The organism is Billgrantia sp. NRB1, from assembly GCF_056921725.1.
Genome location: NZ_CM167783.1, coordinates 786,323 through 798,745, shown reverse-complemented (window position 1 = coordinate 798,745; position 12,423 = coordinate 786,323). Strand labels below are relative to the sequence as shown.

Below are 12,423 nucleotides of genomic sequence, written 5' to 3'. Positions count from 1 at the left end.
CCCGGTCGTTTCGTTTGCCTTGATGACGATATGCCATGCCTGGTATGACCGCCAGGGCTCAGTGCGTACGCGCCTCTTCTTCGGGGAGCGGCCACTGATAGCGCCGGGCGACGCTGTCGTCGTCCATGGTCGACTCCAGGCGCACCGGAAAGCCCCATAGCTGGTGGAGATGGCGCATCACCGGATAGACGCTGCGTGCCAGCGGACGCCGGCTGTCCTGGACATGGCGCAGGGTCAGGGAGCGATCCCCACGGATGTCCGCCGAGTAGACCTGGATATTGGGCTCGCGAACGGCCAGCGCATACTGGGTGGCCAGGGCCTCACGGATGCGCCGGTAGCCACGGTCGTCATGGATCGCCGCCACTTCCAGCATCTCTTCCTGGTCATCGTCGACCACCATGAACAGCTTGAGGTCGCGGATCACCTTGGGCGACAGGTATTGCTGAATGAAGGATTCGTCCTTGAAGTTGCGCATGGCGAAGTGCACCGCCTCGATCCAGTCGCCCCCGGCGGTGTCGGGGAACCATTCGCGATCCTCGTCCGTGGGCGCCTCACACATGCGCTTGATATCGCTGAACATGGCGAACCCCAGGGCGTAGGGGTTGATGCCGCTGAAATAGGCACTGTCGAAAGGCGGCTGGCTGACCACTGCCGTATGCGACTGCAGGAATTCCAGCATGAAGCCTTCGTCCACCAACCCCTCATCGAAGAGCCGATTCATCAGCGTATAGTGCCAGAAGGAGGCCCAGCCCTCGTTCATCACCTGGGTCTGGCGCTGGGGATAGAAATACTGCGCCAGCTTGCGCACGATGCGCACCACCTCACGCTGCCAGGGCGCCAGCAGCGGTGCATTCTTCTCGATGAAGTAGAGCAGGTTCTCCTGGGGTTCAGGCGGATAGCGCTCGCCGCCGTGCAATCCCAGCGGATCCTCCTCATCCTGATCGTCGCTGCGCGCCTCGCTGGTCAGCGGGCCGGGTATGGTGCGCCACAGGGTGTTGACCTGGGCCTGCAGGTGCTCCTCACGCTCCTTCTGGCGCCGCATCTCCTCTTCGGCGGAGATCGGTGAAGGACGTTTGTAGCGGTCGACGCCATAGTTCTGCAGGGCATGGCAGGCATCGAGCAGCTGCTCCACCGCAGTAACCCCATGACGCTCCTCGCACTCCGCCACGTACTTTCGCGCAAACACCAGATAATCGATGATCGAGCTGGCGTCGGTCCAGGTGCGAAACAGGTAGTTCCCCTTGAAGAAGGAGTTGTGGCCGTAGCAGGCGTGGGCCATCACCAGCACCTGCATCATCAGGGTGTTCTCCTCCATCAGGTAGGCGATGCAAGGGTCGGAGTTGATCACCAGCTCGTAGGCCAGCCCCATCTGGCCACGCCGGTAGGCCTGCTCCACCGCCAGGAACTGTTTGCCGAAGGACCAGTGGTGATAGCCCACCGGCATGCCCACGCTGGCATAGGCGTCCATCATCTGCTCGGTGGTGATGATTTCGATCTGGTTGGGATAGGTGTCCAGGCGGTACTCGTCGGCCAGGCGCACTAACTCCTGCTCGTAGGCCTCCAGCACCTCGAACGACCAGTCAGAGCCGGTAGCGATGGGCTTGCGTCGGGTCATGCTGCCTCCTCATCCGCATCAGGTGGCGGTTCGGCGCCGAAACAGATCGCGAAAGACGGGATAGATATCGCCGGCCTCGACGATCTGGCGCATCGCGAAGCGATCGGAGAACTCGGCGGCCACCGTCTCATACTCTTCCCATAGCGCCTGGTGGGCATGGGGCGTGATCTCCACGTAGGTGAAGTACTGCAGCCGCGGCATCAGCGATTTCATCAGCAGCTCGCGACAGTTCACCGAATCGTCGTCCCAGTTGTCGCCATCGGAAGCCTGGGCCACGTAGAGATTCCACTGCCCCGGGGGGTAGCGTTTCTCGATGATCTCGTCGACCAGGGTCAGCGCGCTGGAGACGATGGTCCCACCGGTCTCCCGGGAGTAGAAGAACTCCTCTTCGTCGACCTCCTTGGCCGCGGTATGGTGGCGCACGAACACCAGCTCCACCTTCTCGTAGTTGCGCTCCAGAAAGAGGTAGAGCAGCAGGAAAAAGCGCTTGGCGATATCCTTGTGCCCCTGGGTCATCGACCCCGAAACATCCATCACGCAGAACATCACCGCCTTGCTCGAGGGCTGAGGCTGATTGATCAGATTGTTGTAGCGCAGATCATAGGTGTCGATGAAGGGCACCGCCTCCAGGCGCCGCTCCAGGCGTTCGATCTCCTCCTTGAGCTCGGCGATACGCGAGGGGTTGCGCAGCACCGGGTCCTTGCGCTCCTCCTCCGCCAGCGCCTCGCGGGCCTCCCGCAGGGCGCGACGGATCGGCGCGCGCATGGCGATCCGTCGCGCCTGGGCCTCACGCATGGAGCGCACGATATTGATCCGCGCCGGCACGCCCTCCTTGGAGACGCCGGCGCGCACCGGGCGCACCTCATCGAGATCCACCAGCGACTTGCGCTCCAGATGGGGAAGCTCCAGGCCGTCGAAGACGAAGTCGAGGAATTCCTCCCGGGAGAGGGTGAAGGCGAACTCGTCCATGCCCTCGCCCTGATTGGAGGCGCTACCCTCGCCGGCGCCTCCGCCGCCTCCCCCGCCACCCGGCCGACGCAGCCGGTCCCCCTCGACAAACTCCTTGTTGCCCGGCGCCACGATGGTGCGCTTGCCACCGGGACCGTGCTGAAACACCGGCTCGGAGATGTCGCGGGTGGGGATCGACACCTTCTCGCCGCGCTCCATGTCGGTGATCGAGCGGCGGTTGACCGCCTCTTCCACGGAGCGCTTGATATGGGTCCGGTAGCGATCGAGGAAGCGCTGCCGGTTGACCGCACTCTTGTGCTTGGCATTGGCGCGTCGATCGATGAAATAGGTCATGCAGACCTCCCGCCTTCGCGGCCGTTACTGCGATTTGCGCACCCGCAGGTACCACTCGGACAGCAGCCGCACCTGCTTTTCGGTGTAACCACGATCCTTCATGCGTGCCACGAAGTCCTCGTGCTTCTTCTGATCCGCCGTGGACGCCTTGGCGTTGAAGGAGATCACCGGCAGCAGCTCCTCGGTGTTAGCGAACATCTTGTGCTCGATCACACCGCGCAGCTTCTCGTAGGACTGCCAGCTGGGGTTCATGCCGTTGTTCTGGGCACGCGCCCGCAGCACGAAGTTGACCACCTCGTGGCGGAAGTCCTTGGGATTGGAGATGCCGGCCGGCTTCTCGATCTTTTCCAGCTCCTCGTTGAGGGCCTGGCGGTTGAACAGCTCGCCGGTCTCGGGATCGCGGTACTCCTGATCCTGAATCCAGAAATCAGCGTAGGTAACATAGCGGTCGAAGATATTCTGGCCGTACTCGGAGTAGGACTCGAGATAGGCGGTCTGAATCTCCTTGCCGATGAAGTCCACGTAGCGCGGTGCCAGGAACTCCTTGATAAAGCGGAGGTAGCGCTCGAAGGTCTCACGCGGCAGCTGCTCCTGCTCGAGACGCTGCTCAAGGACATAGAGCAGGTGCACCGGGTTGGCGGCCACCTCGTGATTGTCGAAGTTGAACACCTTGGAGAGGATCTTGAAGGCGAAACGGGTGGAGAGCCCGTCCATCCCCTCGTCGACCCCCGCCGCATCGCGATACTCCTGGATCGACTTGGCCTTGGGATCGGTATCCTTGAGGTTCTCACCGTCATAGACGCGCATCTTGGAATAGATGCTGGAATTCTCCGGTTCCTTGAGCCGCGAGAGCACCGAGAACTGGGCCAGCATCCGCAGGGTATCCGGCGCACAAGGTGCCTGGTTGAGCGAGGAGTGCTCGAGCAGCTTCTGGTAGATCTTGATCTCCTCGGTGACCCGCAGGCAGTAGGGCACCTTGACGATATAGACCCGGTCGAGGAAGGCCTCGTTGTTGCGGTTGTTACGGAAGGTCTGCCACTCGCTTTCGTTGGAGTGGGCCAGCACAACGCCTTCGAAGGGAATCGCCCCCATGCCCTCGGTGGGGTTGTAGTTGCCCTCCTGGGTCGCGGTCAGCAGCGGATGCAGCACCTTGATCGGTGCCTTGAACATCTCGATGAACTCCATCAGCCCCTGGTTGGCCTTGCACAGCCCACCGGAGAAACTGTAGGCGTCGGGATCGTCCTGGGAGTAGAGCTCGAGCTGGCGGATGTCGACCTTGCCCACCAGGGAGGAGATATCCTGGTTGTTCTCATCGCCCGGCTCGGTCTTGGAGATAGCGATTTGATTGAGCCGCGAGGGGTAAAGCCTGACCACCCGGAACTGGGAGATGTCGCCACCGTATTCCTGAAGCCGCTTGGCCGCCCAGGGCGACATCACGCTCTTCAGGTAGCGACTCGGAATATGGAACTCCTTCTCGAGCAGCTCACCGTCCTCCTCGGGGGAGAAGAGTCCCAGCGGCGACTCGAAGACCGGCGAGCCCTTGATGGCATAGAAGGGAATGCGCTCCATCAGCAGCTTGAGACGCTCGGCGAGGGACGACTTGCCCCCCCCGACCGGCCCCAGCAGGTAGAGGATCTGCTTGCGCTCCTCCAACCCCTGGGCAGCATGACGGAAGTAGGCCACGATCTGCTCGATGGCCTCCTCCATGCCGTAGAACTCGGAAAAAGCCGGGTAGCGACGGATCACCTTGTTGGAGAAGATCCTCGAGAGCCGCGAATCCTTCGCCGTGTCGATCACCTCGGGCTCGCCGATGGCCTTGAGCATGCGCTCGGCGGCGCTGGCATAGGCCATGGGATCCTCGCGACACAGCTCCAGGTACTCCTGCAGGCTCATTTCCTCCTGCCGGACCCGTTCGTAGCGATTCTGCACATGATCGAAGATGCTCATCGAAGCCTCCTGTTTGCCCGCCCCTTCAGCCATCGAGACACCGCATGGCCTCCGTGGGTTACCCATCAGCCTAGACAGCATCAGCCAATGGCGGTCTGCGAGCTATCAACGCAAGGAACATGTACCCATGAGAACGCGGGGAGCAGGCAGGGTTCGATCAGCAGCAGGAGAGCCATTAAACGCTGCAAGGACGCTTGGCTTAGGCCCTTCGACGTACCCAAGGAAGCGTGACGGCCCCGGGTCAGGGGGCCGTCACGTCGGTTCGTCGGGCCGGTTTCGGGTCAACCAGGAGGGATCAGCGCGCGGCCTGCTCACGCACGGCCGCCAGGTCCCAGGCGCTCAGCAGCTCCACCGCGACGTCCTGGGAGGCGAGGTTCTGGCCCTTCACCTGCATGAGAATGCGACCATCGAGTAGTAGGGTCGCCTCGACCCGGGAGCGATCGGGCTCCCACTTGACGATGGCCGACTCGCGGCCCAGGCGCACTCGCTCCATGTTGGGCTGCGCGGCAATCAGTGCCGGGTTGCTGAACATCGCCGCCATGCCCTGCACCATCGGATTGTCGATCATCAGGGAGGCCTCGAGCTGGGCATTGCCGTCCTGCTCACGATACTGACGCTGCAGCATGGTGCCGCCCGCACCGCCCAGCATGGCCGCCGCACCGCCGCCGGCCGACTCCACCTCCCCAGCCGTCCAGCCATCCGGCGCATCGGGGAAAGTCGCGCCGATTCGCCCCGACATCAGCTTGCGGATATCGTTGATGGCAAACTCCAGCTCGGTGATGGCCGCACCGTACTCCTCTTCCTGATAGAGCTCGAGCCCCAATTCTATCTGCTCGATGACCTCGTCCTGGGCCTGGACGGCCATCGGCCAAAGCAGTGCGGCCCCCAGGGCGGCAACGCCCAACCGGCTACGAAGGATTCCCATGGTCTGCTTCCCCATTTGTTGGTATTGAGATCAAGATAACCCACTGCTCGAATTCTAGCCCCTCGAGGTGCCCTGACAGGCTTACCTCATCCTCTCCAACTGCCTGAAACGCCAGCTCGGCTTTCATCACCCGGCGCTGCCGGTGGAAACGGCATCCTTCTGCTGGCCACCGGCCTCCTTGGCGCGCTCCTTGAGTTTGCGAAACGGCTTCGACATGCCATCGAGCTTGGCCTCCCACTCCGGGTCGGGCTGCTGGCCTTCAATGGTCTTGAAATAGGCCTGCATCAGGCAGGTGATGGCGAAGGGCTCGAGCAGCGCCACCTTGACGCTCCAGGCGAACAGCAGCGCCACGATCACACCGGTCGCCGACCAGCCGCCGGGGATCAGGTAGGCCACCAGGGCGGCCGGTGCCAGCATTACCAGGAACACGACAAAGGAGAGCCCGTAGACGATCAGCGCCAGCCAGGCGGCGTTCTTGAGCATCGGCTTGTAGTTCTGCCCATAGAGCACCAGGGCCTCGCGGGATGAGGCCCAGGCATTGTCGGAGCGGGTGCGAATGCAGTAGGCCAGGATCACCTCGTCGATGAAGCCCACGGCAATGCGCAGGAACATCTCGATCAACCGAACGAACTGGCGGGCCCCGGGAATCGGCAGCAGACGAAACACGCCGCGAGCCAGCCCGGTCAGGGTCTTCAATACCCCTTTTATCAGCTGGTCGACACCGAACAGCAGGCTGGCCTGACCGAAGCGCTCCTTGACCACGGTGGCGGCATGGTCGATCTGGCCCCGTCCTTCGGGCAGCGGCTGCTTGTCGAGCAGCTCCACCAGTACGGCGATATGGCCGGCCTTGACCATATAGAGCAGGTACTCGCGCAGCACGTACATGATGGCGCCGACGATGCCGAAGCCTACGACACCGCCCCAGAAGGTGGAGGCGGCACGAAAGCCCTCGTCACCGAAGCCGCCGATCCCCCAGCCGACGCCGGCACCGACGCCGGTCATCAGCACATAGGCCAAGGCCACGCCGAAATAGACGGCCAGGCGGAAAAGAATGAAGGGCAATGTCTTGGCCATCAGTCCTAGCGACTGACCGATCCGAAAGTCCCACATGGGTCCCCCTATCGCATGAAATGATACTCAGGTAGCAACAGCCTAGACGTGTCTCAGCCCCACGGCCCCCTTCATTCGAACGGGGCCGTGAGGCCAGCCATCTGGGCCGGACATGATGTGTCGGCCGTCCCCCTATCGAGGCGCCACCATGCTCGTCAATAGCAGAGCTCGGTAGTCCACTCATCTGACTCAGTGGGCCCGCGACGGCACTGGTGCTTGCGCTCCACCCGAGTCAGCTCCCAGCGGCCATCCTCGAGCGGCTCGAAGATGAGTCGATAGCGCCAGGCCCGTGAGGCATCGTCCTTCAGGTTGCTCAGGGTGAGCATCACGCGTACCTCCCCCGAGTCCAGCATCCACTGCTCGATGCGCTCCTCGGTCACGGGGTTGGGCAGCTCCCGGCTGTAGTGCTTTCGGGCCAGGGTCACGGGATCGCGCGCGGTAGTCTCTCCGGGCAGGTCGAGGACGAGATAGTCCGCCTCTTCCCCGCTGCTCTGATCCACGGCGGCGACATCGGCAGTTGCTGCGGCCTGCCAAATGCGCAGAATCGGGGAGGGATAAGTCGGCGGCTGGCCGGCCCAGGCCAGGCGGGTGCCCTCCTCGCTCACGGCAAGGGCGGTTGGCGGTCCCTGCCGGGGCATGGGCAGCTCAGGCGCCGCCGCCTCGGCATCCCCCGGAGGCAGCAGCTCGCCGGGAAAGCGCTCTGCCCGCTCCAGCAGCTCGCCCGTCTCCAGAGAGTAACGCTGAACATCCCGGCCACAGGCGGCCCAGACGCTCTCTCCATCGGCCGCAAAGGCGACCTCGCGACACCCCTGGCTACCCGCCAGGGCGTGAAGCGCCTCCCCCGTTGCCGTGTCCCAAAGCTTGAGCGACGCCTTGGGGATCACGCCGGGGTTCCAGCTGGTGCTCGCCAGAACGCTGCCATCGGGGCTGAAGGCCAGGCCAGTGACGGGGAGCGGCCAGTCCACTTCCGGAGAGCGATGGCCATCCAGCTGCTGTTTCAGCCTGCCGGTGGCCGTCTCCCACACCTTCAGGGACGACTCGCTTCCGCTCGCCAGAAGGGCGCCATCGGAGGAGAACGCCAACTACTCGACGCTCGACTCCAGCTCGAACTCATGCTGCATCTCGGCGGCTGCCCAATCGGCCGAGCCACCGCCCAGTGCCAGGGCCGGCAGCAATGCCAATATACCCAGCACAAGCGCGCGGCAGGCCGCCGGGCAACGGGACATGACGGCGTGGCGCCAGTAAAACATTGTCGATACCTCCTCTTGCCGTGCTTTTATGCGTCCGGAGCCTGCTATATGTGGCATAAGTGGTTACGGGCTCCCCTGACTGCCTGGCGCCGCCACCGGCTCGGGGTCTTCGGCCTCCATGCGCAGATAGGCTTCCAGCTCGCCGCGGATCTCCGGGACGATGTCATCGGCGTGGGTAATCCGCATGTAGAAGATCGAGAAGTAGATCACCTTGACCGAGGCGGCCATGCGCTCCAGCACCACGCTGAACAGCTTGGCGATCCACAGGGCGATCAGAATGGGCAGGGCCGTGATGGGCAGGGTGTCCGGCAGCGGCCCGGCACCGGCCATCGCCGTGCCCGCCAGGGGGTCCCCCAGGTAGTAGGGTGACTGGGGATCGCCCACCCAGATGCCGATCAGCAAGCCCACCAGCACCATCAGGACGTAGATCGGGAACATGATGGTGCCCACGGCCCGAGCCGCCACGTCGATCCCGAACACCCCGGCCAGGGTCTCGGGCACGTTCTCCTTGAGTCGCTTCATGCGCGATACGCTCTCGCGAATGCCGTAGCCGTCGATGACCACCGAGGGCAGCAGATAGTGGTTGACCAGGTCCCACACCTCACGGAGCCCTTTCAGCAATATCGCCATCAGCACGCCAACGCGACCGATACGCAGCGCCCAGCTCAAGGCCCCGTTGAACACCATCTCGAACAGCGCGATGAGCCGGCTGGCCCCCTTGAACCCCTTGACCCTGGCCTTGGCTTCCGACGCCGTGCGCCGATGACCTTGCAGGGCCTCGCTGACCAGCCAGCTCTGCCGGAGCTCCTGACGCACATAATAGAAGTACTTGTAGACGAACATCACAAGGCACAGCAGCAGCGCCGGGGTACCAATGTCACCGTTGTTGACCCACAGGGCGATCATGCTGATGAAGAATAGGCTGGCCATCACCACCCCGTAGACGGACATGCGAATCCAGGGCCTGAGAATCCCCGGGTCGCGGCCCACTAGGGCGAAAGTGTGCTTGAGCAGATAGCCCAGCTGCACAACACGCTCCTTGACAGCGGGCTGTCGAAGTGTCTCAGGTGTCATGTCACCCCCCAACCGGAATGGAATCGATGGGCCCACGGCACCACCGCATGCGTGGCCGGCGCAACAACCGGAAAGGCCAGCGTACTCGACGCCAGCCGCCTCGCCGCTCTACCCAATGCACTGGTCATTCTGCATGATCAAGCCTAGTGGATTCATATCAGACTTCCCCCATTCGTTTGAACGGGGACAACCCAGTCTGCCGGTCGGAAGATAGGAGGCACGATATTGGCTATGGTGTGCACGACCCGATCGCATTGCCGAGGAGACCACCATGCTAAAACGCTACCACGCCATACTCACGGGTGTTGTCTGCGGACTGCTGGCTGCCCAAGCGTCCGCCGCGGCCCTACCGGTTCCCGATAGTCCCCCACTGCTGCGCGTCAGCGGGGAGATCGCGCGCACCAATGTCGGTGACGAAGCCCATTTCGATCGCGCTCTGCTGACCGAGCTCCCACGCCAGCGGCTCGATACCTCGACCGTCGTTACCGACGGCGTCAACCGCTTCGAGGGATTTTTGATGCGCGACCTGCTGGAATGGGTCGGTGCCGAAGGTGACACCGCCGTGGCGACGGCGCTCAACGACTATGTCGTCGACATTCCGCTGGATGACTTTCGTGATTTCGATGTCGTGGTGGCTACCCACATGGACGGCGAAGAGCTAACCCCACGCGACAAAGGGCCGCTGTGGATCGTCTATCCCCGCGACGACCACACGGCCCTGCAGGATATCCGCTATGACTACCGCTGGGTCTGGCAGCTGGAGCATCTGGAGATTCAATGAGGTCCTGGCTGCGACATCGACCGCCTTACCTGCTGCCGATGGTTGCCGTGGTCGCCTTCGCTGCCTTTCTCGGCTTTTCGTTGTTGCGCCTGTTTCAGGTGGAGCAGGACATGCGCAGCAATGTCAGCGAGAACATGCTGTGGGTCATCACCCAGGCCCAGGTCGCCAGCCACCGACTCGACGAGGAGGTCCACCGGCGAGTGCTCGGCGACGAGCAGGCACACCCCACGCTGCGCCATGACGTCCTGGCCAGTCGACTGGTTCTACTCGATGAAGGCCCCCAGCGCCGCTACCTCGCCGAGATTGGCTTCGCCGAGGCGGTGGACGAGGCTTTCGAGCAGCTCCAGGCCGTGGAACCGCTGCTCGATGACGTCCAGCCGGGTCGTCTCGAGGCGGCCGATGCCATCTACACGCGGCTCAAGCCGATGATGATATCCCTCAACCGCATCGCCAATGCGGTGATGATCGAAGAGTGGGAAAACACCGGCGAGCGACTGGATCGCCACCGCAGCAGCCTGCTGCAGGTGATTGCCTCGGTGGTGGGCATCCTGCTCAGCGGACTGCTGCTTGCCACCCTGCTGATTGGTGCGATACGTCAGCGTCTGATGGCCCAGCAGTTGGAACGCTCACTGGATCAAGAGCGAGCGCTCAGCGAGTTTTATCGCAGCTTCGCCGCCATGGTGTCGCATCAATTTCGCACGCCCCTGGCGGTGATCGACGCCGGCCTGCAGCGCCTGATCCGACGCGGCGAACGGATGTCGCCAGAGGAGCGGCAGGCGCGTTACGGCCGGGTTCGTGATGCCGTGGGCCAGATGACGCGCCTGGTCGACAACTCGCTGACCACGGCGCGGCTGGATGGCGGCCAGGTAACCGTCACCCCGGCCCGCCACGATCTGCGCCGCATTGCCGAGCAGGTCTGCCGGCTGCAGCAGGAGGCCTCCGGCCAACGGTGCATCGACCTGGAAGGTGTCGCGCAGCTCGCCGTGCGCTGCGACCGTTCGCTGACCGAGCAGATACTGGCCAACCTGATCGCCAACGCCCTGAAGTATTCGCCCGAGGAGACGACGGTCAAGGTCCATCTGGCCCGACACGGCGGAAAAGCCGAATGTTGTATCATCGACGCCGGGATCGGCATTGCCGAGCAGGACCTGCCCCAGCTGTTCGAGCGCTACTTCCGGGCGCGCAACGCCACCTCGTCCCAGGGTATCGGGCTGGGACTGCACATCGCCCGCCAGTTAGCCCGGCTCCAGCATGGCGAAATCAGCGTGCACTCGAGGGAGAACGCCGGCACCACCATGACGCTGACACTACCGCTCGACGACAGGGAGGCCACACCATGAGCGAGACGCCCCTCACCCATGACACGCCGCTGGTACTGCTCGCCGAAGATCACGCTGAGCTGCGCGGCCATATCCGTGACGAGCTGCGCGATGCCGGCTATGCGGTAATCGAAGCCGCCGACGGCGAGGAGGCCGTGGGCCAGATTCACGCCGTGGCACCGGACCTGATCCTGTGCGATATCAACATGCCCGGGCGTAACGGCTATGAGGTGCTGCGCGAGATTCGCGATACCCGCCCCGACCTCGCCGACATGCCCTTCGTGTTCCTGACCGCGCTCTCCGACCCTCGCGATGTCATTGATGGCAAGCGGCTGGGCGCCGACGACTACCTGGTCAAGCCGATCGATTTCGATCTGATGCTGGCCACCCTGGAGGCTCGCCTGCGCCAGGTGCGGCGCATGCGTCGCAAGGCCTCACGGGAGATCGACGAGCTGCGCCAGGCGATGACCGACCTTCGCCATGAAGCCAGCAGCCAGGCATTTTCCGCCGCTACGCGAGCCCTGGACCTGGTGGCTCCGGGCATGGTGCTGCTGGGCCCAGACGGCCAGCTGCTATATGCCAATCGCGCCGCTCGACAGCTGGCCGGAGAAGTCGAGGGACTCGAGGTCACGCACGGCCTGTCGATCAGCAGCGGTACCGACAGCCAGGCACTGCGCCAGACGATACGCGCCACGCTGTCGGCCAGCGATGCCGGTCGGGAGGCCGTGAACTGCCTGCGCTTGGCCCGCCCAGGAAAGCGACGCGCCCTGCTAGTGCTGGCCTGCTCGCTGGGCGACGTCGGCGGCCTTGCCCAGGAGCCGGCCGCCGTCATTCTGCTCGCGGATCCTGAAAAGCGGGCCCGCGTCCCCCAGACGGTGCTCGCCAGCCTGTTCGGGCTGACCCCCACCGAGGCGCGGATCGCGCTGGCCCTGGCGGAGGGGCTGCGCAGCGACGAGATCGCCGAGCAGATGTCGGTATCGAGCACCACGGTTGCCTTTCACCTGCGCAACCTGTTCCAGAAGACCGACACCCATCGCCAGGCCGAACTCATCGCGCTAGTGCTCTCGGGCTCGATGTCGGTCGCCTTGAACTGAGGCAGC

11 protein-coding genes are annotated in these 12,423 nt (G+C 63.7%); 3 read left to right on the top strand and 8 right to left on the bottom strand.

Features of this window, described 5'->3' with window-relative positions; translation table 11 throughout:
- Window positions 1-58 precede the first annotated feature (58 nt).
- The 8 genes from ACZIYR_RS03620 to ACZIYR_RS03585 form a co-directional block, all read right to left on the bottom strand.
- On the bottom strand, window positions 59-1,615 hold the full coding sequence (locus ACZIYR_RS03620; RefSeq protein WP_483528224.1) for a SpoVR family protein: 1,557 nt from the start codon (window positions 1,613-1,615) through the stop codon (window positions 59-61).
- Between the two features lie 18 nt (window positions 1,616-1,633).
- Window positions 1,634-2,917 (bottom strand): YeaH/YhbH family protein, encoded by a 1,284-nt coding sequence (locus ACZIYR_RS03615; protein WP_483528223.1) that lies wholly within the window; start codon window positions 2,915-2,917, stop codon window positions 1,634-1,636.
- A gap of 24 nt (window positions 2,918-2,941) precedes the next feature.
- Window positions 2,942-4,864 (bottom strand): PrkA family serine protein kinase, encoded by a 1,923-nt coding sequence (locus ACZIYR_RS03610; RefSeq protein WP_483528222.1) that lies wholly within the window; start codon window positions 4,862-4,864, stop codon window positions 2,942-2,944.
- 295 nt (window positions 4,865-5,159) lie between these two features.
- On the bottom strand, window positions 5,160-5,789 hold the full coding sequence (locus tag ACZIYR_RS03605; RefSeq protein ID WP_473032437.1) for a hypothetical protein: 630 nt from the start codon (window positions 5,787-5,789) through the stop codon (window positions 5,160-5,162).
- Between the two features lie 126 nt (window positions 5,790-5,915).
- Window positions 5,916-6,899 carry a hypothetical protein gene (locus ACZIYR_RS03600; protein ID WP_473032436.1) on the bottom strand — a complete coding sequence of 328 codons (984 nt, stop codon included), beginning with the start codon at window positions 6,897-6,899 and terminating at the stop codon, window positions 5,916-5,918.
- Between the two features lie 155 nt (window positions 6,900-7,054).
- Complete coding sequence (locus tag ACZIYR_RS03595; RefSeq protein ID WP_483528221.1) at window positions 7,055-7,981, bottom strand: WD40 repeat domain-containing protein; 927 nt, start codon at window positions 7,979-7,981, stop codon at window positions 7,055-7,057.
- Window positions 7,982-8,149 carry a hypothetical protein gene (locus ACZIYR_RS03590; protein WP_483528220.1) on the bottom strand — a complete coding sequence of 56 codons (168 nt, stop codon included), beginning with the start codon at window positions 8,147-8,149 and terminating at the stop codon, window positions 7,982-7,984.
- Window positions 8,150-8,212: 63 nt separating this feature from the next.
- The gene (locus ACZIYR_RS03585) at window positions 8,213-9,178 is read right to left on the bottom strand and encodes a hypothetical protein (protein WP_483528219.1); all 966 of its coding nucleotides are present in this window, start codon (window positions 9,176-9,178) and stop codon (window positions 8,213-8,215) included.
- 316 nt (window positions 9,179-9,494) lie between these two features.
- Between ACZIYR_RS03585 and ACZIYR_RS03580 the strand changes: the two genes are divergently transcribed.
- From ACZIYR_RS03580 to ACZIYR_RS03570, 3 genes are read left to right on the top strand one after another with little or no spacing between them, the layout of a single operon-like run.
- Window positions 9,495-10,004 (top strand): putative pterin-binding protein, encoded by a 510-nt coding sequence (locus ACZIYR_RS03580; RefSeq protein WP_473032431.1) that lies wholly within the window; start codon window positions 9,495-9,497, stop codon window positions 10,002-10,004.
- The gene (locus tag ACZIYR_RS03575) at window positions 10,001-11,344 is read left to right on the top strand and encodes a sensor histidine kinase (protein WP_473032430.1); all 1,344 of its coding nucleotides are present in this window, start codon (window positions 10,001-10,003) and stop codon (window positions 11,342-11,344) included. Before ACZIYR_RS03580 ends, ACZIYR_RS03575 begins: the two co-directional genes overlap by 4 nt.
- Entirely contained in the window at window positions 11,341-12,417 is a 1,077-nt protein-coding gene (locus ACZIYR_RS03570) for a response regulator (protein ID WP_473032429.1), read from the top strand. Before ACZIYR_RS03575 ends, ACZIYR_RS03570 begins: the two co-directional genes overlap by 4 nt.
- Window positions 12,418-12,423 lie beyond the last annotated feature (6 nt).